General features: G+C 44.0%; 18 protein-coding genes. 4 read left to right on the forward strand and 14 right to left on the reverse strand.

What is annotated here, in order from left to right; all coding sequences use genetic code 11:
- Positions 1–102: 102 nt before the first annotated feature.
- The gene (locus ABD772_RS02020; protein ID WP_345100750.1) at positions 103–1338 is read right to left on the reverse strand and encodes a hybrid sensor histidine kinase/response regulator; all 1236 of its coding nucleotides are present in this window, start codon (positions 1336–1338) and stop codon (positions 103–105) included.
- A complete protein-coding gene (locus ABD772_RS02025) occupies positions 1323–6971 on the reverse strand; it encodes a HAMP domain-containing protein (RefSeq protein WP_345100751.1) in 5649 nt (1882 codons plus the stop codon). The genes ABD772_RS02020 and ABD772_RS02025 overlap by 16 nt, the downstream gene beginning before the upstream one ends.
- A gap of 737 nt (positions 6972–7708) precedes the next feature.
- Here ABD772_RS02025 and ABD772_RS02030 point away from each other — a divergent pair.
- From ABD772_RS02030 to ABD772_RS02040, 3 genes are read left to right on the forward strand one after another with little or no spacing between them, the layout of a single operon-like run.
- On the forward strand, positions 7709–11083 hold the full coding sequence (locus tag ABD772_RS02030; RefSeq protein ID WP_345100752.1) for a SusC/RagA family TonB-linked outer membrane protein: 3375 nt from the start codon (positions 7709–7711) through the stop codon (positions 11081–11083).
- 30 nt (positions 11084–11113) lie between these two features.
- Positions 11114–12907 carry a RagB/SusD family nutrient uptake outer membrane protein gene (locus ABD772_RS02035; protein ID WP_345100753.1) on the forward strand — a complete coding sequence of 598 codons (1794 nt, stop codon included), beginning with the start codon at positions 11114–11116 and terminating at the stop codon, positions 12905–12907.
- A gap of 18 nt (positions 12908–12925) precedes the next feature.
- Complete coding sequence (locus ABD772_RS02040) at positions 12926–14236, forward strand: alkaline phosphatase family protein (RefSeq protein WP_345100754.1); 1311 nt, start codon at positions 12926–12928, stop codon at positions 14234–14236.
- Positions 14237–14330: 94 nt separating this feature from the next.
- Here the strand turns inward: ABD772_RS02040 and ABD772_RS02045 are convergent, their stop codons facing one another.
- The 6 genes from ABD772_RS02045 to ABD772_RS02070 are packed head-to-tail and all read right to left on the reverse strand — an operon-like array spanning position 14331 to position 16978.
- Positions 14331–14684: a VOC family protein gene (locus ABD772_RS02045; RefSeq protein WP_345100756.1), complete on the reverse strand. Its 354-nt coding sequence runs from the start codon at positions 14682–14684 to the stop codon at positions 14331–14333.
- A gap of 16 nt (positions 14685–14700) precedes the next feature.
- Positions 14701–15177 carry an SRPBCC family protein gene (locus tag ABD772_RS02050; protein ID WP_345100757.1) on the reverse strand — a complete coding sequence of 159 codons (477 nt, stop codon included), beginning with the start codon at positions 15175–15177 and terminating at the stop codon, positions 14701–14703.
- A 13-nt stretch (positions 15178–15190) separates the two neighbouring features.
- Positions 15191–15661: an SRPBCC family protein gene (locus tag ABD772_RS02055; protein ID WP_345100758.1), complete on the reverse strand. Its 471-nt coding sequence runs from the start codon at positions 15659–15661 to the stop codon at positions 15191–15193.
- A 19-nt stretch (positions 15662–15680) separates the two neighbouring features.
- Positions 15681–16208: a DinB family protein gene (locus tag ABD772_RS02060; RefSeq protein WP_345100759.1), complete on the reverse strand. Its 528-nt coding sequence runs from the start codon at positions 16206–16208 to the stop codon at positions 15681–15683.
- 13 nt (positions 16209–16221) lie between these two features.
- A complete protein-coding gene (locus tag ABD772_RS02065; protein ID WP_345100760.1) occupies positions 16222–16545 on the reverse strand; it encodes an ArsR/SmtB family transcription factor in 324 nt (107 codons plus the stop codon).
- Complete coding sequence (locus ABD772_RS02070) at positions 16526–16978, reverse strand: SRPBCC family protein (protein ID WP_345100761.1); 453 nt, start codon at positions 16976–16978, stop codon at positions 16526–16528. Before ABD772_RS02070 ends, ABD772_RS02065 begins: the two co-directional genes overlap by 20 nt.
- A gap of 289 nt (positions 16979–17267) precedes the next feature.
- Here ABD772_RS02070 and ABD772_RS02075 point away from each other — a divergent pair, with 289 nt between their 5' ends.
- Complete coding sequence (locus tag ABD772_RS02075) at positions 17268–17999, forward strand: SGNH/GDSL hydrolase family protein (RefSeq protein WP_345100762.1); 732 nt, start codon at positions 17268–17270, stop codon at positions 17997–17999.
- Between the two features lie 283 nt (positions 18000–18282).
- On the opposite strand, the gene ABD772_RS02080 is transcribed toward ABD772_RS02075, so the two are convergent.
- From ABD772_RS02080 to kdpF, 6 genes are read right to left on the reverse strand one after another with little or no spacing between them, the layout of a single operon-like run.
- The gene (locus ABD772_RS02080; RefSeq protein WP_345100763.1) at positions 18283–20040 is read right to left on the reverse strand and encodes an ATP-binding protein; all 1758 of its coding nucleotides are present in this window, start codon (positions 20038–20040) and stop codon (positions 18283–18285) included.
- A complete protein-coding gene (locus tag ABD772_RS02085; protein WP_345100764.1) occupies positions 20037–21164 on the reverse strand; it encodes a sensor protein KdpD in 1128 nt (375 codons plus the stop codon). The genes ABD772_RS02080 and ABD772_RS02085 overlap by 4 nt, the downstream gene beginning before the upstream one ends.
- 43 nt (positions 21165–21207) lie before the next feature.
- Positions 21208–21768, reverse strand: coding sequence for a K(+)-transporting ATPase subunit C (locus ABD772_RS02090; RefSeq protein WP_345100765.1), 561 nt, complete (start codon positions 21766–21768; stop codon positions 21208–21210).
- A 6-nt stretch (positions 21769–21774) separates the two neighbouring features.
- A complete protein-coding gene (gene kdpB, locus ABD772_RS02095; protein WP_345100766.1) occupies positions 21775–23808 on the reverse strand; it encodes a potassium-transporting ATPase subunit KdpB in 2034 nt (677 codons plus the stop codon).
- A gap of 11 nt (positions 23809–23819) precedes the next feature.
- Positions 23820–25538: a potassium-transporting ATPase subunit KdpA gene (gene kdpA / locus ABD772_RS02100; protein WP_345100767.1), complete on the reverse strand. Its 1719-nt coding sequence runs from the start codon at positions 25536–25538 to the stop codon at positions 23820–23822.
- Positions 25539–25544: 6 nt separating this feature from the next.
- Complete coding sequence (gene kdpF / locus ABD772_RS17540; protein WP_157540818.1) at positions 25545–25622, reverse strand: K(+)-transporting ATPase subunit F; 78 nt, start codon at positions 25620–25622, stop codon at positions 25545–25547.
- Positions 25623–25773: the final 151 nt, after the last annotated feature.

Below are 25773 nucleotides of genomic sequence, written 5' to 3' on the forward strand. Positions count from 1 at the left end.
GCAAGTTTTGCCATATATACTTTATTAGATGCATCCAATACTTTTACATAGCATTTATTCATTCTTCTTAAATATTCCGATACCGTATATCGGCCTGTCTGTTCAATTTTCAATTGTCGGCAAGGTAAAAGTAAAGCAAGTGCCCGCCTGCTCATCGCTTTCTACACTTATGGTACCTCCGTGCTGAACAACAAAATCTCTTACCAGTAACAATCCTAAACCAGTGCCTTTTTCAGAATTGGTACCAACATTCGAGGTTGAATTCATCTTGTCAAACAGCACATCTTTTATTTTTTCCGACATGCCTACTCCAAAATCCTTCACACATATCTCAACCCCGTTGCCCTTTTTGATAGCGCTAACGATAACATTTTTGCCCCCTTCGGGAGTAAACTTGATGGCGTTAGTTACCAGGTTCTGCAATATTGAGCGGAACATCATAATATCTGCATGTACATAAATGTCCCCCGGTACCAGGTTATCTAACTGGATACGTTTTTGCAAAGCGCTGGCTTTTAATAATTCGAGCGATTCCTCCACTCCTTTGCGCAATTCAAATTTCTGAGGATTGAAATAAGGCTTTTCCCGCTGCTCTTTGGCCCAATTGACCAATTCATTCAGCTGATTCAATATCTTTTGCGAAGTACGGTTAATAATCCCGGAGAACATTCTGATCTGTTCGGGCTTTAACTTTTCGGCATCACGGTCCAGTTGGGCCGATGAAGCAAGCAGGGAGGTCAACGGATTACGCAAGTCATGAGAGATCACCGAAAGGAATTTATCTTTTGAGGAATTGAGCGCAGTGAGTTCAATGTTCAACTTTTCTAAGGCGATGGTTCGATCCAATACTCTTTTTTCCAGCTCACGGTTCAACTGCACCAGTTCGCTGTTAATTAGCTGCAATTTCTCTTCCTGTTGACTTAATAATCGATTTTTTCGATACAGCTCGGTAAACACCGCTACTTTGGTACGTAATATTTCCGGATTAAACGGCTTGCGGATAAAATCAACTGCCCCGGCACGATAACCTTTAAAAACAGCGGCTTCTTCGTAATCATGGGCAGTGATGAAAATTATAGGGATATTTTTCAGCTTATCCCGTTGATAGATCAGTTCGGCAGTTTCATAACCGTCCATGATCGGCATTTTCACGTCAAGCAAGATCAGCGTAAAATCTTCCTCCTTTAATAAAAGGCGTAATGCCTCCCGGCCGGATGTAGCACGATAGAATTCATACTTTTCCTTTTGTAGCACTACTTCAATAGAAAGCAGGTTATTTTCGTTATCATCTACCAAAAGTATTTTTACCGGCATATTATTAATTACTTGATCAGCCATACACGCATCAACGACAACAACTGATCGGTTTTAACCGGCTTGGTAATATAATCTGACGCACCCGATGCAATACATTTTTGCCTGTCTCCAATCATCGCCTTTGCAGTAACAGCTATAATAGGCAGGCTTTTATATTTAGATTCTCTACGAATCATTTGTATTGTCTCATAACCATCCATTTCAGGCATCATGATATCCATTAGTACAATATCAATTGTTTTGTCTTTATTAAGTATCTCAAGTGCCTCCCGGCCGCTTTCAGCAGTAATGGCTTCAATTTTCGAGCGTTCAAATACCGCGGTAAGCGCAAAGAGGTTGCGCACATCGTCATCTACCACCAGCACTTTTTTACCATCGAGTACATCAGCTTTATCCCGGATGCTGTCTATCAGTTTCAACTTGCTTTCGCTAATGAAATTTTTATCAACATGCAGCAATACCAGGATATCCTCAAGCAACTGTATATGCGAAGCAGGAGTTTTGGTAACGATTTTGTGGTTAAGGCGCTTTAACTGAATGAGTTCATCCGGAGTAAAATCGCGGGCAGAATGCAGGATGATAGTAGTTTGCGGCTGCTTTAGTAAATCGATCTTATTGAGCAATTCTATGCCATTGGCGTCGGGCAGCACATAATCCAATATAATGCAATCAAACAGCTCCTTTTTTAATACGGCTAACGCTTTTTTGGCCGTAGTTGCACTGAAAACTTCAATTCGTTCATTGGATAGCAGTTCAGTCAGCCTTTGCAATTCGTTTTCATTATCCTCGATGACCAGCACGTGCTTTTTAGTGTGCATATTAAATTTGACGATACCGCTGATCAGTTCATCCAGAGAAACATTGGACAGTGGTTTCAAATTAAACGAGCGGGCACCAAACTTCAGGGCCATCTGTCTATTATCCTCGCCAGAGATCACATGGATCGGAATATGGCGTAAGTTAATATCTGTTTTAAGTAATTTTAGAAGCTTCCAGCCGTTTGACTCTGGCATATTCACATCCAGTGTAATGGCAACCGGGTTATATTTTATGATATTATCAAAAATTTCCAGGTAGGTAATTGCCACCACTACTTTCAGGTTGAAGCCATGCGCTTTGTCTATCAGGATCTTGGTAAATCGCAGGTCATCCTCTACAACCAGTAACACTTTATCTTCGGCCGTGATATTATGGCGGTCATCATCAATTACCAGTTCCGGCGCCTCAATCATGCTGGCCCGAAGCTGCGGCAGGGCATGAGGCTCGCTGACTTTAAGGGCTGTTGCTTTTTCTGCTTTATATTTTAGCGGCAGGTATAACGTAAATGTACTTCCTTTACCCAGCTCGCTGCCTACAGTAATGGTACCGCCCAGCAACTCGGCAAAGCCTTTGCTGATGGACAAACCCAGGCCGGTACCGCCATATTTGCGACTGGTAGAGCCTTCTGCTTGTTGAAAGGCCTCAAAAATAATACCCTGGGTATTTTGAGAGATACCGATGCCGGAGTCTTCGATAGAGAAAGCGATCACGGAATCTTGCCCAAGCGGGTTTTCCTGCGCGCGGTCAGGGCGGAAAACACGCAGCTTCACGCGGCCTTTTTCAGTAAACTTAAAGGCATTGGAAAGCAGGTTTTTTAATATCTGATTTAACCGCTGCATATCCGTTTCCATGAGTTCAGGCAGCGTTTCGTCCAGTTCGATCTCAAATTTGAGATTCTTGGCCTCTGAAATAGGCTTAAAGGTCGATTCAGCAAAGGAGATAATTTCCTTAAAGCTAACAGGCATGACATCAGCAGCAATAACACCCGACTCGATTTTAGACAGATCGAGAATATCATTGATCAATTGAATCAAATCATCGCCGCACGAATGAATCGTTTTGGCAAACATCCTTTGTTTGTCGGTCAGGTTTCCTTCCGGATTTTCAAAAAGCTGCTGGGCCAGTATGAGCAAACTGTTAAGCGGCGTCCGCAACTCATGCGACATATTAGCCAAAAATTCTGACTTGTATTTGGATGTAAGAGTTAACTGTTCGGCTTTTTCTTCTAATGAACGGCCTTTGTCATGCAGCTCATCATTTGCTCTTCTTAATTCTTCCTGTTGAGCAGAAAGCTCACTTGCCAGCGATTGTGACTGTGCCAGCAATTCTTCTGTACGGGTATTGGTTTCGATATTGTTCAATACGATACCGATACTTTCAGTCAACTGATCCAAAAAGTCGATGTGCGTATCACTGAAATTTTCGAAAGAGGCGAGTTCTATTACCGCTTTTACATTATTTTCAAACAATACAGGCAATATAACCAGGTCAATAGGCGCTGCACTGCCAATGCCCGAACTGATGTGCAGATATTCACCCGGCACGTTAGACAACCTTATCCGTTCTTTGTCAGTAGCGCATTGACCTACCAAACCTTCGCTCATAGAGAACTCCTGATCTATCAGTTTTCTGCTCTTTTGCGCATAGCCGGCAAATAGCTTAAGCTTAGGCTCGTCAGATACCTCAGGCTGCTGCAAAATATAAAATGCGCCGTAGCGGGCGTTCACCAGCTCTGCCAGTTCGGACAGTACTTTGTTAGCCACCGCATTACGGTCGCGCTGTCCCTGCAGCATCTGGGCAAATTTAGCAAGGTTGGATTTGAGCCAGTCCTGTTCGTGGTTACGCAAGGTCGTCCCTTTCAGGTTGGCAATCATTTGATTAATGGTATCTTTCAACGCTTCGAGCTCGCCCTTAGCATCCACTCGAATAGTTTGCGTTAAGTCGCCTTTTGTTACCGCCGAGGCCACCTCTGAAATGGAACGTACCTGCACGGTAAGGTTTTGCGCCAACTGGTTTACGTTCTCTGTCAAATCCTTCCAGGTACCTGATGCGCCCGGCACACTGGCCTGCCGGCCAAGCCGCCCTTGTACACCCACCTCACGCGCTACCGTTGTTACCTCATCGGCAAACACCGCCAGCGTATCAATCATCTCATTAATTGTATCCGTTAACTGCGCCACCTCGCCCAAGGCGTTAATGGACAAGCGTTGTTTAAGGTTACCTTTAGCTATACCCGTTGCTACCTTAGCTATACCGCGTATCTGTCCGGTTAAGTTAGAAGCCATTTGGTTAACAGAGTCGGTCAAATCCTTCCAGGTACCGGCCACCCCTTTTACGTGCGCCTGGCCACCCAGTTTGCCCTCCGTACCTACCTCACGGGCCACACGCGTTACTTCGGATGCGAAAGAGTTCAACTGATCCACCATCGTATTGATGGTGTTCTTTAAGTCCATGATCTCGCCTTTAACGTCGATGATTACCGTTTTAGATAAATCGCCGCTGGCCACCGCCTTGGTTACCTCAGCTATATTACGCACTTGCGAAGTTAGGTTACTTGACATCTGGTTTACAGAATCCGTTAAGTCCTTCCAGGTGCCTGCAACGCCAGGTACAAAGGCCTGGCCACCCAGGTTACCGTCAGTACCCACCTCACGGGCCACACGTGTTACTTCGGAAGCAAAGCCCCGTAACTGGTCAACCATGGTATTAATGGTTTCCTTGAGCTGTAAAATTTCACCCCGTACGTCAACCGTAATTTTTTTGGATAAGTCACCATTCGCAATTGCTATGGATACATCCGCTATATTTCTTAGTTGGGCGGTTAGGTTACCGGCCATTTTATTTACCGAGTCGGTCAAATCCTTCCAGGTACCGTCAACACCAGGTACGTTGGCCTGACCGCCAAGCTGCCCTTCTGAACCCACCTCACGCGCTACACGTGTTACTTCGGATGCAAAACCACGCAGCTGATCAACCATGGTATTGATGGTATCTTTCAATTCCAGGAGCTCGCCTTTGGCATTTACAGTTATCTTGCGCGAAAGGTCGCCTTTAGCCACCGCTGTGGTTACTTCGGCTATATTACGTACCTGCGAGGTCAGGTTATCCGCCATTTTATTTACCGAGTCGGTCAAATCCTTCCAGGTACCCCCTACACCCGGCACATTGGCCTGACCGCCTAATTGCCCTTCTGAGCCCACCTCACGCGCCACACGCGTTACTTCGGAACCGAATGAATTAAGCTGATCCACCATCGTATTGATGGTTATTTTCAGCTCCAGCATTTCGCCCTGTACGTCAACTGTAATTTTTTTAGATAAGTCGCCTTTAGCCACCGCGGTAGTTACCTCGGCTATATTACGCACCTGGCCGGTTAAGTTACCCGCCATCTGGTTTACAGAGTCGGTCAAATCCTTCCAGGTACCACCTACACCGGGTACATTGGCCTGGCCGCCCAATTGCCCCTCAGAACCCACCTCACGTGCTACCCGCGTTACTTCGGACGAGAAGGAGTTTAGCTGATCCACCATCGTATTGATGGTATTTTTCAATTCCAATAACTCGCCCTTGGCATCTACCGTGATCTTCCGCGAAAGGTCACCCTTCGCCACCGCTGTAGTCACACCGGCTATATTACGTACCTGGTCGGTCAGGTTACTACCCATCTGGTTTACTGAGTCGGTAAGATCGGCCCAAACCCCGCCGACACCTTTTACACGCGCCTGCCCGCCCAGTTTACCTTCGGTACCCACTTCCAGCGCCACACGCGTTACTTCGGATGCAAACGAGTTGAGCTGATCCACCATGGTGTTGATGGTCTTTTTCAATTCGAGCATTTCGCCCTTTACGTCCACCGTAATTTTTTTAGACAAATCGCCATTAGCCACGGCTGTTGTTACACCCGCTATATTCCGCACCTGCGAAGTCAGGTTACCGGCCATGCGGTTCACCGAGTCTGTTAAATCTTTCCAGGTTCCGGCAACACCAGGCACCTTAGCCTGGCCGCCCAGTTTACCTTCCGTACCTACTTCGAGCGCCACACGCGTTACTTCCGAAGAGAAGGAGTTAAGCTGATCCACCATGGTATTAATAGTGTTTTTGAGCTCCAAAATTTCTCCCTTGGCTTCCACGGTAATTTTACGGGAAAGGTCACCCTTTGCCACCGCTGTAGTTACGGCGGCTACGTTACGTACCTGCGCGGTAAGGTTACCTGCCATTTGGTTAACCGAATCGGTCAATTCGGCCCATACACCGGCTACGCCTTTAATTTTAGCCTGCTCACCCAGTTTACCCTCAGAACCAACCTGTCGTGCTACCCGGGTTACTTCCATTGAAAATAACTGGAGTTTAGAAAGCATTTGGTTAGATTCTTTAGCGATACGAAGGAACTCGCCTTTCAGCGGGTGTCCTTTAATTTCTAAGGGGATATGTTTAGAAAGGTCGCCGTTGGCTACCGAGTTAATCATACCTGCAATCTCTAACGTGGGCGAAGTGAGGTCCTCGATCAGGTTATTTAACGAGTTTACGCCGCTGGCCCATTCGCCTTTGGCATCAAGCAGTTCGATTCGTTTAGCAAGGTTACCGCGCTTACCGATAGTCACCTCGGCCGAAGATATTTCGGCAACGAAGCGTTCGTTCATATCAATGATATCATTCAATACCTCACAGATCCTGCCGTTGATTCCGGCTTGCGTTACCGGCATACGGGCATTTAATTTCCCGTTTTTTACCAGAGAAAGTACTCGTAAAAGCTCTTTAAGATCAAGCGTTTCGCTGTCGGAGGTATCCGTTTTTAGTGTATGGCCAAGCAATTCGTCGATGGTATTGTCTTCCATGATTCGGATGAAGTATATAGTTAATAACTAGTGGTCAAATGTATACGTAGAGAATGTCGATTAAAGTTACTGAAACGAGCATTAAAATAACAAGCAGAAAAATCAGCTACGGCATAAAAAATATTACAAAAAAGCAATGTTGATGATTGTTTCAACTTTTTGGTTTTAACAGCGATTGACTTAACAAAGCGTGCTGTTGTTTGTTTTATCATAACAGTAAAAAAAATAATTAAAGACAGCATGCCGTGAATTTCCAAATCGCAGGCACCAGTAAAACTAACCATTATACGACAGAAACTTAACATACACTTTATTTTGTGAGGCTAAATTTGTCGCATGCAAAATGAGCAATCGCGTCCTCAATGATGAGGGGTTATTACAACCGCTAAAAACAACCACGCGCAGTGCGTTCATATACCGAGGGTAAACTGGTATTCAGCAACACTGCATTTAATGAGTTGGCTTTGCTATTACCAACGCTTACCCAAAACTGGTGACAGAACAAAATGTTTAAAATTTAAGTTTAATCAACACAAAATGTAACACTGGACGAAACACTGCGTATTAATAATTCGGTGCATCAAACCATTACAGGAGGAACACAATGAAGTAATTATCTATCAACAAATAAAAAAGCCGGCACTGTAGCAGTACCGGCCCGTGTTTGCATTGCTGACAGATTGAGCCCTAACAGCTTTGCTCTTAGTTACTTACAATTTCACTAATTAATCAAATGTATGAAAAAAAATCTACGACGCTTAAATAAGGCTATATGTATTAAGTTTCTGATTTACACTACGTTGATCGCCTGTTCTGGCGCGTCAAGCGCCTCACCATCTGGTGGGCGGATCTTTCAAAAGCGCATTAGCGTTTCATTAAAAAACCAAATACTTGCTGCGTCATTAAAAGAAGTCACCTTGTTTAAAAAACCAAAGGTGGCAATTGCTGCACCAGGTAAAATAACAGGTAAAGTTGTCGACGAAAAAGGCGAGTCGCTGCCTGGCGCCACCATTATGCTGGTTGAAAACAACAAAGGGACGCAGGCACAGCTCGACGGTTCATTCAGCCTCGATGCTGAAGAGGGTGTATACACTGTTGCCGTGAGCTATTTGTCGTACGAAACCAAAAAGATTCCTGGCGTGCGCATTAAGAGTGGCGAAAACACCTCGCTTAATGTTATCACCCTTACTGCTCAAACCGGTTCTTTGAACGAGGTTATGGTGGTAGGTTATGGTACGCAAAAAAAGGAAAACCTTACCGGTGCGGTAGATCAGGTAACTTCAAAAGTATTGGAGAATCGCTCATTACCTAACCTGGCGCAAGGCCTGCAAGGTACCATCCCTAACTTAAACATTGTGCCGCTTGATGGTAAGCCTATACAATCGCCGACATTTAACATTCGTGGCACAACATCAATTGGCCAGGGTGGCAATGCGTTGGTATTGATAGACGGTGTTGAGGGTGACCCGAGCCGCCTTAATCCGGCTGACGTCGCCAGCGTATCAGTATTGAAAGACGCCTCTTCTTCTGCTATCTATGGTGCTCGTGCTGCTTTTGGTGTGGTATTGATCACTACCAAAAACCCGTCTAAAGACAAAACCAGTGTGACTTACTCATTCAATGAATCAATAAAAAGCCCGACAACAGTACCTAAGTATGTTACTAACGGTTATACTTTCGGCAAAATGTTTAATGATGCCTGGAGCGCCTGGAACGACTATTCGCAAACGCCTCAAAACATCAACAAAACCGTAAAGTTCTCACAGGACTATTTAGCAAATCTTCAAAAACATGATGCCGATCCATCGTTGCCTCATACTATTGTAAATGCTGCCGGTGAGTACGAGTATTATGATAATACCGACTGGTATAAGTTGCTTTACAAAGATCACAATAACGCTACCGAACACAACCTGGCAATTTCAGGAAACAGCGGCAAAGCCGACTTCCTGATCACTGGCCGGTACTATGCTCAGGATGGTCTGTTCCGCTATAACAGCGACGACTATTCTATGTATAATTTGCGTGCAAAAGGATCATTACAGGTATATCCGTGGTTAACGGTAACCAATAATGCCGACTACTCAAACATGAAATATCATAACCCGCTTAACGTGGGCGAGGGTGGTAGTATATGGCGCAACATTTCTGACGAAGGCCATACCATGGTGCCGCTATTTAACCCGGACGGAACTTTAACTTATTCGGCAGCTTATACTGTGGGTGATTTTGTTTATGGCAAAAACGGCATTGATATGGATAACCGTGTTTTCAGAAACACTACCAGCTTTAATGCTCATTTCTTTAACGACGTGTTCCGCGTAAAAGGCGACTTTACCTTCCAGAATACGGATAATGGCCAGGACCGCAGACGTGTACAGGTACCTTACAGTCGTAAACCAGGGGTTATTGAATATGTTGGTACCGCTTATAACGATTTACAGAATGTTAGCCAGACAACCAATTATCTGGCCACCAACGTTTACGGCGAATTTGAGCCTAAACTAAAAGGCGGCCACTATTTCAAAGCGTTGGCCGGCTATAATTTTGAGCAATCAACCTTTCAAAGTTTAGAAGTGGTGCGTAATGGTTTGGTATTTGAAGACGCAACCAACATCAATCTGGCACTTGGTCAGGGTATAACTACTACCGGCAATTGGGACCGTTGGGCAATACTTGGCGGCTTTTACCGCTTAAACTATTCTTATAAAGAAAGGTACTTAGTTGAGGCCGATGGTCGTTATGACGGTTCGTCAAAATTCCCTGCTGATCAACGCTATGCTTTTTTCCCTTCTGTATCAGTAGGTTGGAGATTATCTGAAGAACCTTTCTTTAATATATCAAAAGACGCGATTAGCAACCTTAAGATCCGCGGTTCATATGGCTCATTAGGAAATGGCAGTATTGGTTCTTATAAGTTTCAGCAAACCTTTAATATTTCAAAATCGGGCCGGATAATAAACGGTGTTTTACCACAGCGTACAAGCAGCCCGACTGTATTACCTGACGGGCTTACCTGGGAAACATCGCGCACCAAAAACATTGGTTTAGATTTAGGTGTATTGAAAGATCGCCTAAATATTAGTGCTGATGCTTACATACGCGATACAAAAAATATGTATACCGTAGGGCCTACTTTACCGGCAGTATTTGGTGCAGATCCGCCAAAAGGGAACTACGCCGACTTACAAACCAAAGGCTGGGAAATAAGCGTGAACTGGCATGACCGTTTTGACGTAGCCGCCAAGCCGTTTAGTTATGGCATCAGACTAACTTTGTCTGACTACCTGGCAAAGATCACTAAGTACAATAATATTGATAAAAGGTTAAGCGATTATTACACCGGCGAAACCCTGGGTGAAATATGGGGCTACACTACTTTAGGCTACTTTAAATCGGCCGCAGAGATTGCCAGTTCGCCAAAACAAATATTGACCAAAGCTTCAAATACCGGACAATTGCTGCCGGGTGATATCAAATTTGCCGACCTTGACGGTAACGGCGTTATCGATTACGGAGCACAAACCGCCAACAAACCAGGCGACCGCCGTGTAATAGGTAACTCAACCCCGCGCTATGTTTATGGTATAGGTTTAAATGCCGACTGGAGTAACTTCTCGTTCTCTGCATTCTTCCAGGGTGTGGCTAAACGCGATTGGTATCCTGGTGCAGAAGCCAGCGTATTCTGGGGACAATACAACAGGCCTTACAACAAGGTTCCGCAATCTATGATAGGCAAGATCTGGTCGCCGGAGAATCCTGATGCTTACTTCCCGCGTTATCGTGGTTATGTTGCGCAGAACGGTTCGGGCGAGTTAACAGCGGCGCAAACCAAATACCTGCAAAATGCAGCTTATCTGCGCATGAAAAATGTTCAGTTGGGTTACAACCTGCCATCACAGCTTGTACACAGAATCAAGCTGAGCAATCTGAAAGTATTTGTTTCGGGCGAAAACCTGTTAACATGGTCGCCTTTGTATAAGGTCACTAAAGATATTGATCCGGAAAGCATCAACGGATCAGACCGTGTGTTAACCGATGGTACCAATGGTAACGGCAACAACTACCCGATACTTAAAAGTGTAACTCTTGGGGTAACCGCAACATTTTAATTAACTACAAACAATTTAATCAGGTTAAATATGTTTTCAATAAAATTTAAATACGCCGGTCTGTTATTAGCAGTAGCAATAACAGGCATTATGGCCAACGGCTGCAAAAAACTTAACCAGGAACCACAGGCCCAGGCTACAAACTCTGCAGTTTTTAGCAGCGTTAACGGTTTGCAATTGTATACCAACTCTTTTTATGAAATGCTGCCAGATGCCGGCTCTCTGGTGCGCGGCGACGCCATGGCCGATTATGCCGCGCGTACCACTGTACCCGATTTTTTAAGACCGGGTGCCTACAGCGCGCAGCAAGGCACAGGCTGGACCTGGACCCAACTAAGAAATATTAACTTCTTCTTAGCCAACAATGTCAGGGCAGCAGTATCTGCAGATCAGCGTAAACATTTCAACGGCCTGGCCCGCTTTTTCAGAGCCTGGTTTTATTTTGACAAATTGAAGCGTTTTGGTGATGTACCATGGATAAACACGCCAATGGATGTTGCTGACCCCAGACTCTATGCGGGTCGTGATTCACGGACATTGGTGGTTGACTCAATCCTGGCCGACCTTGATTACGCCGGTCAGAATATCCTTACAACAACCGATGCATCGCGCACGCAGATCACTAAAAATATTGTGTACGCTTTTAAATCGAGAGTGTGCCTTTTTGAAGGTACATTCCGTAAGTACCATAATGAATATCCGCTGGGTGCCTCAGCTCCTGCCTTATTACAAAAAGCTGCCGACGCGGCAAAACAAGTGATAGACGGTGGTGCGTTTAGCTTAAATACAGCTGGTGGTACAGACAAAGCCTATAGGCAGTTATTTACCAGCACTGTGCCGGTTGCCAATGAAACTATGTTGGCTGCGGTTGTTGACCCTACATTAGGTATTTTTAATGATGCTAACTGGTATTGGACAAGCGCCACCTATGGCGATCGTTTAAGCCTGATACGTACCTTTGTCAATACTTATTTAAACATTGACGGTACGCCGTTTACCAGCACAGCCGGTTATAAAACTATGCCTTTTGTTGACGAGGTTAAAGGCCGCGATATGCGTTTGCAACAAACCATCCGCATGGGTAACTATACCCGTTTAAATGGTGCAACGCAAGAAGCTGCACCGCCGGTATTTTCTTATACCTATACCGGTTATCAGCCAATAAAATTCACGCAGGATGACGCCTCGATGGATGGTGGTTCTCGTAATACAAACTCGATACCATCAATCAGATACGCCGAAGTATTGTTAAACTATGCAGAGGCAAAAGCAGAATTAGGCACGCTAACCGATGCTGACTGGAACCTAACCATCGGTGCCCTGCGCCGCAGGGCAGGTATCACCGGTAACACGGCAACCAAGCCCACTACGATTGATCCATATTTACAAAGCACTTATTTCCCGGAGATAAGTGACCCTTCTTTATTAGAGATCAGACGTGAGCGTGGCATTGAATTGGTGTTTGAAGGTTTCCGCTTTAATGACATCGTTCGCTGGAAAAAAGGTTCGTTGATGGATATGGCCTGGAATGGATTTTATGTTCCGGCATTGAACACGCCGCTTGACCTTAATGGCGATGGAAAGCTCGATGTTGCTTTTTACCAAACCATGCCTGCTAACCCCGTAGCCGGAGTTACCTACGTAAGCGTGGCCGAAACACTTACAACAGGTTCGGTAAATCCGCAGCGCCTGAATAGCGATAATGAGCTTACCTGGTTAACAAATGTAACACGTAAATGGGATGATAAATACTATCTGTACCCAATACCCGAAGCAGATCGGTTAATCAACCCTAAACTCGGTCAAAACCCGGGTTGGCAATAATAGTCGAACAACAATACCATGAAGAAAAAAAACACATACCTGTTAACACTGCTGCTATTAATTAGCAGCAGTGTTACCCAAGCACAGACCGCCAAACACGTAATCTTTATTACCATAGACGGGTTTCGGCCTGATTTTTATTTGAACAACGGATGGCAAACACCTAACATTCATGCGCTGATGAAAGACGGGGCTTATGCCAAAGGGGTAAACAGTGTATTTCCATCTATGACCTACCCTTCGCATACCACCATCGTTACCGGTGTGCAGCCCGTCAAGCATGGCGTATTTTATAACAATATGTTTATGCCTGATGGTTCCCCGCAGCCACCTTACTGGCAAGACAGTTCTATCCACGCACTTACTATCTGGAAGGCGGCCAAAGCCAAAGGTATGACCGTAGCTTCGCTTTACTGGCCGGTATCTGCCAATGCTCCTGTTGACTATAACATTCCGGACATAGGGAGCCTGGGCGACGGAGTTCGTGAACAATATTCTTTGCCAAAAGGTTTTTATGCTGAGGTGAAGGAGAAAGTGTTTGGCGGCGTTGACAAGATAGATCACGGAAAAAATCAGAATATAGCTAAGATTGCAGCGTATATTATACAGAAAAGCAAGCCTCAGCTAATGACAATTCACGTGTTCTCTGTAGACGGTGCGGAACATGCCTCGGGACGTGATGGCGGCCGAGTACAGGCAGCTGTGGCCGATGCAGATGAAGCAGTAGGCATTATTGTAGATGCCTTGAAAGCAGCTGGTATATGGGATAGCACCGTATTACTTGTTGGTGGAGATCACGGATTTTATGACGTAAAAAAATCTATTTCGCCTAATATATTGCTAAAAGAAGCGGGATTAATGAATGACGTAAAATCGGGCGACTGGAAAGCACAATTCAACGCTTCGGGAGGATCTGCTTACCTGTACCTGAAAAACCCGGCTGATAAAGGTACCGCCAACAAAGTAAAAGCATTATTAGAAGCTCAACCAGATAGCGTAAAGCAATACTACCGCATTATAAGCCGTGAACAAATGGACAAAGGCGGCTATAACCCAAATGTGGCTTTTGCACTTACGGGTGAGCATGATGCGGCTTTTGGCAACGCAATTACAGGCAATATATTAAAGCCTGGCAAGGGTGGCACGCACGGGCATTTCCCCGATACAAAAAATATCCGTACGGGCTTGGTGGCTCATGGCCCGGGCATCCGCAAAGGCGCTGTAATAGAAGAGATGAACCTGCGCGATATGACGCCTATCATGGTTAAACTTCTTGGCATTCCGTTTCCGAAAGTAGATGGAAAAATACCAGCTGGACTATTAGAATAGTCTTCAGCGTGATAGTCGGTTTTTACTATCGCTCCACTTCAAACAAAGAGCCGCTTTAGTTTTTAAAGCGGCTCTTTAAATCTCGATACGCGGTTTATGCCTGATGCAAGCTCAGGCGGTTACCATCAGGGTCTATCACAGCCGCAAACTTGCCCCAGGGTGTCTGATCGACCTTACCTACGCTGATTCCTTTCGCGGTCAACTCTTCGATGTCGCGAGCGATATCGTCTGTTTGGATGACAAGGCCATTGATACAACCGGCTGGCATATTCTCAAACCAGGTGACAAGCGTAATACTTACCGAACTACCGGGGAAACCCAGTTGTATCCACTGATTGCCACCCTCAAATGGCGCTTCAGTGATCAATTCAAACCCTAATTGCAAGTAAAAAGCTTTAGCCCTTGCCTGATCGGTTACTGGTATAGATATAATTTCAATAGCTTTCATATGTTTAACTTAGTGGTTAACAATTGCCGGGCAGTTGGTTGGTTAACACCCCGCCCTGCACATAATTATTTAATACTCTTTCGAAGGCGCGGGTAATCCCTTTTTTCCAGCCGCTGCCCATAAAGATACTGGCCAGGTAATTGCCAAATCCTTTAAAGCCTTTATGCTCCAGCAGCACTTCCGTGCCGCCATTTTTGGCGTTCAGCGTCCAGATCAGCAGGGTGTCGAGTTTGATCACACCAGGACGGGGGCCACCCTTCCAGGTGTAGACCAGTTTTTTAGCGGGGACAATATCAAGGACCTCGCAATAAACAATCCCATCAAAGCCCATTTTGGGTATCGGTTTGGTATGAAAGTTAAACCGGTGGCCAATCACCGGCTTAAAATCATTTTTCATCAGCCACAGGCCAATCAGTTCCGGGTCAGTCAGGCACTCCCAAACCTTTTCGGGCGAGTGCGTAAAAAACCATTTTACAGTGATATCACGTTCCATGATAGGTTTTAGCTTATACTTCTGTTTTTACTTCTGTATCAGTCAGCCGGTGCGGCTCTCCGGCGCCCGTGGTAATCAAATTGGACAAGCTATGCTGCAGAAAATAGCTCCAGCCTTTAAAACAATCCTGATAACATTCACTTTCGGGCACTAAACCAATATGGGTGAAATGAAGCTGCGTTTTGCCTTCTTTATGATCGATCTCAAAACTGATCCGGGTGCCAGTCCATTCTCCTTTATCATCGAGGAAGCTTAAGTAACTTTCGGTAACCAGCCAGACGACCTTTTTGTCGGGAATCATTTCGGCCAGTTTTTGTTTGGAGTAGTGCATATCTGCAAAACGCACTTCAAATTCATCATTCAGTTTTTCCGACTGCCCTTTAAAGTCTTCCGACCACCAGGCACGAACGTCATTGATCGCCCGGAATACTTCTTCCGGGCTTTGGTCTACCATCACGGTAGTGGTAAAATCTTGCGTTGTCATCTGCTTTTTGGTTAATTGGTTAAAATAATTTTTCCTGCGGCGGCGTAACGCCTGCCAATCTGAGATATACAGTTGTTTGCCCGCGATGATGTACCTGATGTTCGAAAGCCTTAGCCAAAGCGATCCTTCTGGACATATCAAAACTGCCCAGCATTTTAACCGGCTCATCCAACTGCGCGTCAGACAGCTTCTTAATTTGACCGATCACGAAATCGTAGCTATCCAGCACGATCCTTGTCACCTTAGCTTTAGATTTATCTCTTGTTTTTTCCCATTCTCCCAATACAAAGGGATCTTTAATCGCTAATGCCGCCGAAGCCAGGCCGTAATTTGCATCGGCCAAGTGTAGGTTTTGTTCTGCAAAAGACCGCATTGCGGGCGTAGGCTTTAAATCATAGCTGCTTTCGGGCATGGCATCCAGGTATTCTTTGGTATACGCCTTTGACCTTTCCCATTCCTTTACTAATTCGGCTACTTTTATTTGTGCCGTAGCTAACTGGCTGCCTATGATCAGGCATAGTGCTGTTATCAGACCTTTAAGTTTCATGTTTAAATTTTCTTTAATTGGGTAATTTGCTGTTTAATAAATTTTCAAGGTTCCTAAGTTTCGTCGTCCAGAACTGATCAAAGTAATTGAGCCAGGCCTGTAATTCTTCGAAGCCATCCTTCTTCAGTGTACAATACCGTTCCCTGCCCCTATCCTTTATGGAAATAAATCCGGCAGTTTCTAAAATTTTCACGTGTTTAGAAACTGCAGGCCGGCTCATGTCGAAATTGTCGGCCAGGCTGTTTATGGTCAGGCTATCCTCTGACAGCAGCATAAGCATTTTCCGCCTACTGGGGTCTCCAATTACCTGGAAGGTATCAAGCGTTGGTATGGCCATGAGCTTCAGTGTTTAAAAGTTTGTCGATGTTTTGGAATTTCTCCAGCCAACCGTGCATCAGGCCGTGATACATGTCCAGGTTTTCTGCCCGATCAAAGCCGCGGTGATCCAGGAACACCTCAGTACCGTTGTCTTTGGGTTCCAGTTGCCAGGTCACTACCGATTCAAGCGTGATTCTGCCTTCGCCGGGGCCACAGTTCCATGAATAGCTGAGTGTTTTTGGCGGTTGAATGTCTAATACCTTGCAGTAAAAGATGCCGTCAAAATTCAGGTTTGCTTTTCCTCCCGTCCGAAATTGAAATTCGTGCCCTATAACAGGCATAAAATTGTTTTTCATGAGCCATTGCCCAATGAGTTCAGCGTTGGTCAGATATTCCCAAACCGTCTCAATTGGATGAGCAAAGAAATACTGGTGTTTAATAATTTTTGCCATAATAAGTAACTTTAAGGTTACGCAAATGTATAAGTAACTTCTGAGTTACGCAAATTTATTTTTGTTTTCCTTTTGGTTGAACAGATTTACCTGAAATTGAGCGGAGATAAATGACGATAAATCTGAGCAGATTTCTTTAAAATTAAAATAATTATCAATATCGGCAAAATCGGCATGGTTGTAGCTAAGCGTAATTAACTAACGCTTTAAAGCTAAAATTTATTCGAAATAGATTGTGTCTTTAGATAATTGCAACATCAAATATTTACCACTATAACAATAATAATAAATGAACATCCCGTATTTCTGTATAAAAAACTCAACACGCAGCCTGCTATTATTCCTTATAATTTGTACTGCAGCTTGCAAAAAGTCTTCACCTATAAATTTCCATATTATTAAAAAGCCAGCTACCATAGTGGTTTTAGGTTCGTCAACCGCTGCCGGCGGCGGGGCCAATCCTCGTGACTCCGGGTGGGTTTTCCGGCTGCAATCAACAATTAATAAAACAGAGCAAAAGGCCAGGTTTATTAATTTGGCTGTCGAAGGTTATACCTTATATAAGGCCATGCCAACCGGATATCATCATGACGACAGGCCGTTACCCGATACTGCCCGGAACATTACCAAAGCTTTATCATATTTGCCAGATATGGTAATGATAAATTTTCCTTCTAATGATATTGCCGCTAACTATACAGATGAAGAAATTTTGAATAATTATGCCAAACTTACCCATATGCTCGATTCGGCAAAAGTAGCTTATATAATTTTTAGTACGCAGCCGCGCGATTTTCAGGATAGCAGCCAAAGGACGCGTTTAAAAATCATCAACGATAAAATTGACTACCTATATCCTCTTCACGCAAATGATTACCTTAATGCATTGAGCACACCAACCTGGAGCATTAAACCAATATATGAAGCCGGCGATGGTATTCATATTAATAATTCAGGGCACGAGGTAATTGTTAATAAAACATTACAACAGCCTTTATTGATACAATTGTTGAATCGTTGATTCGTCAGTTACCGGTTGGTTTAGTTTCAGCTTCGGGCTATAATTTATTGTGAATCATCATATATTGAGATTTACCCTTTGATTTAAACCAATGGGCCCGCACCAAAAACCGCCGAATTATACCGTGAAGTTAGTTTGTTAAAATAGTAAAAATAAAAACCTCGATTCTGAAGAATCGAGGTTTTTATTTACCTAAGTGCCCCACCTGAAGGATTTCTGTAGTAAAGTATCCAAAAAAAGATAAAAACACGGCTTCTACGTTTTTACTTAATTTCCTGAATTATCACTTCATAGTTTCAGGTAGCAAGAAGCTAAACGTACTTCCTTCACCAATGGCGCTTTCTACCCAAATACGACCGTTTTGTGCCTCAATAAAATCCTTAGATATGGCCAGCCCAAGTCCAGACCCTGACTTATTTTGCCCATCAGTAGGAACCTGGAAATAACGATCAAATAAGCGTTTTTGATATTGTTCATCAATGCCTCTACCTGTATCCTTTACAGAAAATACTACCTCGCCAGCTTGACTAACTATGCTGATCACAATCTTTGATTTTTCGGGACTATAACGCAACGCATTCGATAAAAAATTTACCAGTACCCAGGCAGTTTTTTCGACATCAACATTTACCATTGGCAAGTTTTCGTCCTTTACTACTTCCAGTTTAACACTTTTTTGTTCGGCCTGAAAGCTTACAGATGAAATCGCATAATCTACTATTTGCTCCGGTTTAACGGTTACAAAGTTTAATTGGATGTTTCCGGTTTCCACCTGTGAAAGTTCCAGGAGTTCGCTTGTTATTTTCAGCAACCGGTCGCTGTCATCTTTAATATGCTCTAACAATTGTTGCTGCTCTGTATTGATATGCCCGACACGTTCATCCTTCATTAGCTTCAGGCTCATTTTAATCGATGAAATCGGCGTTTTTAGTTCGTGTGATATGGTAGCGATAAAATTAGTTTTGGCTTCATCCCGCTCTTTAAATTCTGTTATATTTTTAAGTATGTAAACTTTACCAGCTCTTGTTTTAGCAATGTTTAATGGCTGCACCGTATTGGCCGACAGATTGGGTACCGAAATTTCCCTGGCTTCTAACTGAAAATAGGAATCTTTGCCATCAATAACAATTTTGAATGGCTTACCTGTTTTATCTTCATCAATGATCGATCTAAACAGGTCATTGCTTTTTGTAATATCCGCAACCAAATGTCCATCTATTCTATCTACACCTAAATTGAGAATATTTTTTGCCGCTGTGTTAATAAATAATATCTCCTGCTTTTCATTGATACCAATAATAGCATCGTGCATTTGTTCAATTATGGTTTCAATACGCTGCTTGTCCGACATGATTTTTGACAAGTTGCTATTCTCCCAGTCATGCAGCCTGACGGCCATATCATTAAACGCGTCTGCTACTTCGGCAAACTCATCGTTTTTATCAAAGTGTATGCGCTGGCTATAATTTTTTTGCCCGATAGCCCTTATGCCGGATAAAAGGGTATTTAAAGGATTCAGAATAATTCCAGGAAAGTTGAAGCTGAAGCTAAACAATATCAGGAAGGTAAAAGTGGCGGCAAAACCCAAAAACAGGGCAGCGTTGTCAACCGAGGCATGGGCAGTATCATTTTTATGAACAATGGCTCTCATGTTAATGAGTTCTATCCGACGCAAATATCGGCGGGCCTCTTTTTCCGCCTGCGCAAGTTCAGCTACAGTTGTTAATTTGCTTTGTAATTTGCGGAATGACGCCGCTAATCCTTCCACGCCTTCTTTTTCGCCGGGTTCTGTAAGGTTATGGGCTTCTTTAGTTAATTGGTTATCAAATCCGCTTATCGCGGCAGCATTCAGGGGAAGGGCATTCTCATCTAAAATAGTTCGCATTTCGCGGCAATAACTCAGGGTCTCATAGTTATCCTTCAAAATCACTTTAGCACTATTCGATATCTGGTTGATATAAAAAACGCACACAGCACCAAAAAACAGCACGACAATAAACAAAAAGCCGAATCCTAACCAGAGTTTATTTTTTACTTTCATGATAGTATTACTAAATCAGTTTCAGTAGCTGCTATTTTTTTAAGCAGCTCGTTAAATACCGTTGTTCTTAAAATTACCTGGAACAAGCTTAAATGTGGTTTGCCAATACAGATGGTCGTAATATCGCGTTCTTCAGCAATTTTCATAATGGCTTGGGTAATCCGGTCGCTTTTTAGTTTAATTACTTCTGCGCCCAACTCGGTTGCCAGTTTAAAGTTATTGATTAAATGGCGTTGCTTGTCCAGTTTTATTTTATCCAAACTTTCGCTGCTGCTTTGAACATAAAGCACTATCCACGGCGAACGGTAGTAAGAAGCCAGTCTTGCTGTTTTTCGAATCACTATCCTGGCCGTTTCGGCGTTGGACGATATGCAGGCCAAAAAGCGTTCGGGCCGCAGTTTGATTTGCTTGGGTATTTCAATGTCTATTTTCCGTTCCAGATGATGAGCCACTTCTTTGAGGGCTATCTCGCGCAATTGCAATATCTTATCGTTCTGGAAAAAATTTTGTAACGCCCGTTCTATTTTACTTTTATCATAAATTTTACCTTCCTTTAAACGGTCTATCAACTCATCAGCTGTAAGATCAATATTGACTATCTCATCAGCCATTTCCAACACCTTATCGGGTATCCGCTCGGTAATAGCAATACCGGTTATTTCTTCTATCTCTCCGTTCAAGCTTTCCAGATGTTGGATGTTTACGGCGGTAATTACACTGATGCCCGCTTCCAGTATATCCAGTACATCCTGCCAGCGTTTAGAGTTTTTGCTGCCTTCAATATTACTGTGCGCCAGTTCATCAACAACTACCACTTCGGGATGCCGGTTCAGGATAGCCCGTAAATCCATCTCCTCCAGCTCCTTCCCTTTGTAAAATATTTTTCGACGGCTGATAACAGGCAATCCATCCAGCAAAGCATGGGTTTCGCTACGGTTATGTGTTTCAATATAACCTATTTGTATACCAATACCGTTACGTTGCAGGGTATGTGCCTCCTGTAGCATACGATAGCTTTTACCAACACCAGCGCTCATCCCAATATAAATTTTGAGCTTGCCGCGCCTTGATCTTTTAACCAAGTCGATAAAGTTTTTTACCGTATTGTCTTTGCGTTCGTCCATTTTGTTTTTAAATAGCCCGCCCCTTTAGCCGGTCGCGAAATACTTATCTTAATTCATCCAAAGCCACATTTAGTTTTAACACGTTCACAGTAGCCGGACCAAGCATGCCCAACAGCGGGGCTTGTATATGAGTTTTCACCAATACGGCTACCTTTTGCTCGTCGAGCTTACGGTATTGTGCTATACGCTTTACTTGTATGCGGGCAGCTTCAGGCGAAATATCGGGATCTAAACCGCTGCCGGATGCGGTTACCAGGTCGGCAGGTATATCGCTTCTTTTTAAACCGGGATTATATTTTAGCAGCGTATTGATACGACTGTTCACATCCTTTAAATAGTCAGGGTTGCTCGGGCCTTTATTTGAACCGGCAGAACCGGCGGCATTATAATCGACAGCCGATGGACGCCCCCAGAAGTATTGAGGCTTATTAAATTTTTGCCCGATGGCCGCATAGCCAACCACCTTGCCATTAACAATTATTTTTTCGCCATCACCCTGCCCTTTTGATAGTTTGCCTGCAAAGGCGATGATAGTCGGGTATATGATACATAACAGTACCGTAAGTACTAAGGTCAATCTGATGGATTGTATAAGGGTTTTCATTTTTATTTATATTAAAATAGATATGATTAAATCAATTAATTTAATGCCGATGAATGGGGCTATTACACCACCTAAGCCATATATGAGCAGGTTGCGGCGCAATAATGCACTGGCGCCAATGGGTTTATATTCCACACCTTTTAAGGCCAGTGGGATCAGCATTGGGATAATAATGGCGTTAAATATTACAGCAGATAATATGGCGCTTTCAGGACTATACAGGTGCATAATATTAATGGCCTGCAATGCCGGAATAGATGCAATGAATAATGCCGGGACTATAGCAAAATACTTGGCCACATCATTAGCGATAGAGAAAGTAGTTAATGTGCCACGGGTGATGAGCAACTGTTTACCAATTTCTACGATCTCTATCAATTTGGTTGGGTCGTTATCCAGGTCGACCATGTTACCTGCTTCTTTGGCGGCTTGGGTACCGCTATTCATGGCAACCCCAACATCAGCTTGGGCCAGGGCAGGCGCATCGTTAGTGCCGTCACCCATCATGGCTACCAATTTACCTGTGGCTTGTTCGGCTATAATATAGCGCATTTTGTCTTCGGGCTTGGCCTCGGCAATAAAATCATCAACACCGGCCTTCTCCGCAATAAATTTGGCGGTTAAGGGGTTATCGCCGGTTACCATTACGGTTTTTATACCCATTTTGCGCAAGCGCTCAAAACGTTCGGCTATGCCCGGTTTTATAATATCCTGTAATTCAATAACACCCAAAACCTGTTCGTTCTGTGCCACTACCAGGGGCGTGCCTCCTTTTGAGGCAATCTGCTTTACCGTATCCCCTACCTGGCCGTCAAATTTATTCCCGGCTTTAATAGTGAGGTTACGGATAGCATCAAAAGCACCTTTGCGGACGCGTTTACCATCAGGCGTGTCAATACCGCTGCAACGGGTTTCGGCAGAGAATTTTATAAATGCCGAACCCTCCGGAACGTTCAATGATAATTTGCTGCCACCCTGTTGGGCCAGTTCTAAAATAGATTTACCTTCGGGAGTTTCATCAGCTAATGATGCCAGTACACAGGCCTTGATCAATTCGTCTTGTGATATGCCATCGGCAGGCCAAAATTGGGTGGCCTTGCGGTTGCCAATAGTGATGGTACCTGTTTTATCTAATAGTAAAACATCAATATCACCGGCAGTTTCAACAGCTTTTCCTGATTTGGTGATCACGTTTGCACGCAATGCCCTGTCCATACCCGCTATACCGATAGCCGATAACAGGCCACCGATAGTTGTGGGTATCAGGCAAACAAATAAAGAGATCAGGGCGGCTATGGTAATGGGCGTATCAGCATAGTCGGCAAATGGTTTAAGCGTAACACATACAATAATGAATACCAGAGTAAAGCTGGCCAGTAAAATAGTAAGGGCAATTTCGTTTGGTGTTTTTTGACGGGATGCACCTTCCACCAAAGCGATCATCTTATCCAGGAAGCTTTCGCCGGGCTGAGTAGTCACTACCACTTTTATCTTGTCCGACAATACTTTAGTGCCACCTGTTACAGATGATTTATCACCCCCTGCCTCCCGAATAACGGGAGCTGATTCACCGGTAATAGCCGATTCATCAATGGTTGCCAAACCCTCGATGATCTCGCCATCAGTAGGTATGGTATCGCCTGTTTCGCAAATAAACACATCGCCTTTCAATAATTGGTTGGATGAGCGGGAAATTACTGAACCGTCGTCCAGTAAAACCCTGGCGGGTGTATCCTCCCTGGTTTTACGAAGGCTGTCGGCCTGTGCCTTGCCACGTGCCTCGGCAATAGCTTCGGCAAAATTGGCGAACAGCAGGGTAAGCAACAGCATAATAAAAATGCTGAAGTTATAGACGAATGAACCCTGGCCGCTATGTATTAAGCTGTAAAAGGTTACATAGGCCATAATCACCGTACCAACCTCCACCGTAAACATTACGGGGTTGCGCAGCATAGTTTTAGGATTAAGCTTGATGACCGATTCTTTGAGTGCAGTTTGAACTAAAGAAGGTTCAAATAATTTATTAGATTGAGTTTTCATGGAGATATCAATTATTTAAGCATAGAGAAATACTCGGCAATAGGCCCCAGAGCCAGTGCAGGGAAGTATGACAATGCATTAAGAACTATAATTACGGCGAAGGTCATTGCGCCAAAAGTCACCGTGTCAACTTTAAGTGTCCCTGCCGATTCGGGAATGTATTTCTTTTGCGCAAGCAAACCGGCAATGGCAACCGGACCTATTATAGGCAGGAAACGGCCCATAATAAGTACGACACCAGTAACTACGTTCCAGAAAATATTGTTATCCCCTAATCCTTCAAAGCCAGAGCCATTGTTGGCGTTTGCTGATGTATTTTCATACAGCATTTCGGAAAAACCATGATAGCCTGGGTTATTTAACCACGCAGATGGCTTAACGGCCCAGTCGGCTGCTCCGAAATGGGTAAATATAAAGCTGGATAAAGCAGTACCAGCCAATATTAAAAACGGACTAAGTAAGGTAATAATGGCGGCTATCTTTACTTCGCGCGCCTCAACCTTATGACCCAAAAACTCAGGAGTTCGGCCAACCATCAAACCGGATATAAACACGGCGATAATCAAATAGATCAAATAATTAAGTATACCTACACCGCATCCCCCAAAAAAGGCATTGATCATCATGCCCAGTAACTGCCATAAGCCGGTTAGTGGCATGGTACTGTCATGCATGCCGTTGACCGATCCGGTAGACACGATTGTAGTGAGCGTACTCCAGTAAGCGGTAGCCATGGCGCCAATCCTTACTTCCTTGCCTTCCATTGCGCCGCTGTGCTGCGTAATACCCATTTTAGCGATGGCCAAATTGCCGCCCATCTCGCTACAGATCGTTGGTATCATGAGCATGAACATACCCGCGGCCATCACCCCAAATATAACCCACCCTAATTTTTTACGGCGGATGAAATAACCAAATGCCAGCACCATTGCTATTGGGATGATCATTTGCGCAATGACTTCAACCATGTTGGTTAAATAATCCGGGTTTTCCAGTGGATGTGCAGAGTTGGCGCCAAACCAACCGCCCCCATTAGTACCTAGGTGCTTTATGGCAATAAACTGAGCCGCAGGCCCCCGTGATACCTTAACGGTATCGCCCTGTAAAGAAATAAACCGATCCTTGCCCGCATAGCTGGCAGGAGTGCCGTTAAAAGTGAGTATCAACGCCATTGCTACTGAAAGCGGCAGCAATAAACGGGTGATGGATTTTACGAAGAAATCCCAAAAATTGCCCAGGTTAGTAGTTGTCTTATCTCTGAATGCCTTAAATATCGCTACCGCAGCAGTTATACCTGTTGCAGCGCTGGTAAATTGCAGAAACATCAGTATGAATTGCTGTGTTAAATAGGTAACCCCGGTTTCGCCCGAATAATGTTGCAGGTTGCAGTTAACTACAAAGCTGATGATGGTATTAAAAGCCAGGTCGGGCGTCATACCAGGGTTCCCATCCGGATTAAGCGGTAATTTATCCTGATACAGCAGTACAAAAAATCCGTAAACCAGCCATAACGAATTGATCATCATCATGGCTTTTAAAAACTGTTTCCAGTCCATGGATTCATTAGGGTTAATGCCCGATAGTTTATAAATACCTTTTTCAAGCGGTTTCATAAAATCGGTCCAAACCTTTTCTCCTGCAAACATCTTAGCCAGGTACTTACCCAGCGGAATACCAATGAGCAGGGTAATAATGAAAGAGACTAAAATTCCAAATAGTTCCGTGTTCATGTTGAGTTAAAATTTTTCGGGTTTAAGCAGCACATATATCATGTATATGAATACCGCGATGGAAATGATAAATAATGCGATCATGGCGACTAGATTTTTTCGAACCAATTGATGGATTTAAAAAATAGCCAACAAAAGATGATGATGGCCAGGAGTAGGATTATGGTGTTCATTTTTATAAATGTTTTTCACCACAATTGGCAAAGCCGAAGCCAACAAGAAAGGGTTTGATTTA

It is taken from the genome of Mucilaginibacter panaciglaebae (assembly GCF_039539265.1).
In the GTDB taxonomy this organism is placed as follows: domain Bacteria; phylum Bacteroidota; class Bacteroidia; order Sphingobacteriales; family Sphingobacteriaceae; genus Mucilaginibacter; species Mucilaginibacter panaciglaebae.

Bases quoted from the DNA above. Each gene is read 5' to 3' on its own strand.
- ABD772_RS02020 (WP_345100750.1), bottom strand. From the start codon at position 1,338: ATGGCTGATCAAGTAATTAATAATATGCCGGTAAAAATACTTTTGGTA.
- ABD772_RS02025 (WP_345100751.1), bottom strand. From the start codon at position 6,971: ATGGAAGACAATACCATCGACGAATTGCTTGGCCATACACTAAAAACG.
- ABD772_RS02030 (WP_345100752.1), top strand. From the start codon at position 7,709: ATGAAAAAAAATCTACGACGCTTAAATAAGGCTATATGTATTAAGTTT.
- ABD772_RS02035 (WP_345100753.1), top strand. From the start codon at position 11,114: ATGTTTTCAATAAAATTTAAATACGCCGGTCTGTTATTAGCAGTAGCA.
- ABD772_RS02040 (WP_345100754.1), top strand. From the start codon at position 12,926: ATGAAGAAAAAAAACACATACCTGTTAACACTGCTGCTATTAATTAGC.
- ABD772_RS02045 (WP_345100756.1), bottom strand. From the start codon at position 14,684: ATGAAAGCTATTGAAATTATATCTATACCAGTAACCGATCAGGCAAGG.
- ABD772_RS02050 (WP_345100757.1), bottom strand. From the start codon at position 15,177: ATGGAACGTGATATCACTGTAAAATGGTTTTTTACGCACTCGCCCGAA.
- ABD772_RS02055 (WP_345100758.1), bottom strand. From the start codon at position 15,661: ATGACAACGCAAGATTTTACCACTACCGTGATGGTAGACCAAAGCCCG.
- ABD772_RS02060 (WP_345100759.1), bottom strand. From the start codon at position 16,208: ATGAAACTTAAAGGTCTGATAACAGCACTATGCCTGATCATAGGCAGC.
- ABD772_RS02065 (WP_345100760.1), bottom strand. From the start codon at position 16,545: ATGGCCATACCAACGCTTGATACCTTCCAGGTAATTGGAGACCCCAGT.
- ABD772_RS02070 (WP_345100761.1), bottom strand. From the start codon at position 16,978: ATGGCAAAAATTATTAAACACCAGTATTTCTTTGCTCATCCAATTGAG.
- ABD772_RS02075 (WP_345100762.1), top strand. From the start codon at position 17,268: ATGAACATCCCGTATTTCTGTATAAAAAACTCAACACGCAGCCTGCTA.
- ABD772_RS02080 (WP_345100763.1), bottom strand. From the start codon at position 20,040: ATGAAAGTAAAAAATAAACTCTGGTTAGGATTCGGCTTTTTGTTTATT.
- ABD772_RS02085 (WP_345100764.1), bottom strand. From the start codon at position 21,164: ATGGACGAACGCAAAGACAATACGGTAAAAAACTTTATCGACTTGGTT.
- ABD772_RS02090 (WP_345100765.1), bottom strand. From the start codon at position 21,768: ATGAAAACCCTTATACAATCCATCAGATTGACCTTAGTACTTACGGTA.
- kdpB (WP_345100766.1), bottom strand. From the start codon at position 23,808: ATGAAAACTCAATCTAATAAATTATTTGAACCTTCTTTAGTTCAAACT.
- kdpA (WP_345100767.1), bottom strand. From the start codon at position 25,538: ATGAACACGGAACTATTTGGAATTTTAGTCTCTTTCATTATTACCCTG.
- kdpF (WP_157540818.1), bottom strand. From the start codon at position 25,622: ATGATCGCATTATTTATCATTTCCATCGCGGTATTCATATACATGATA.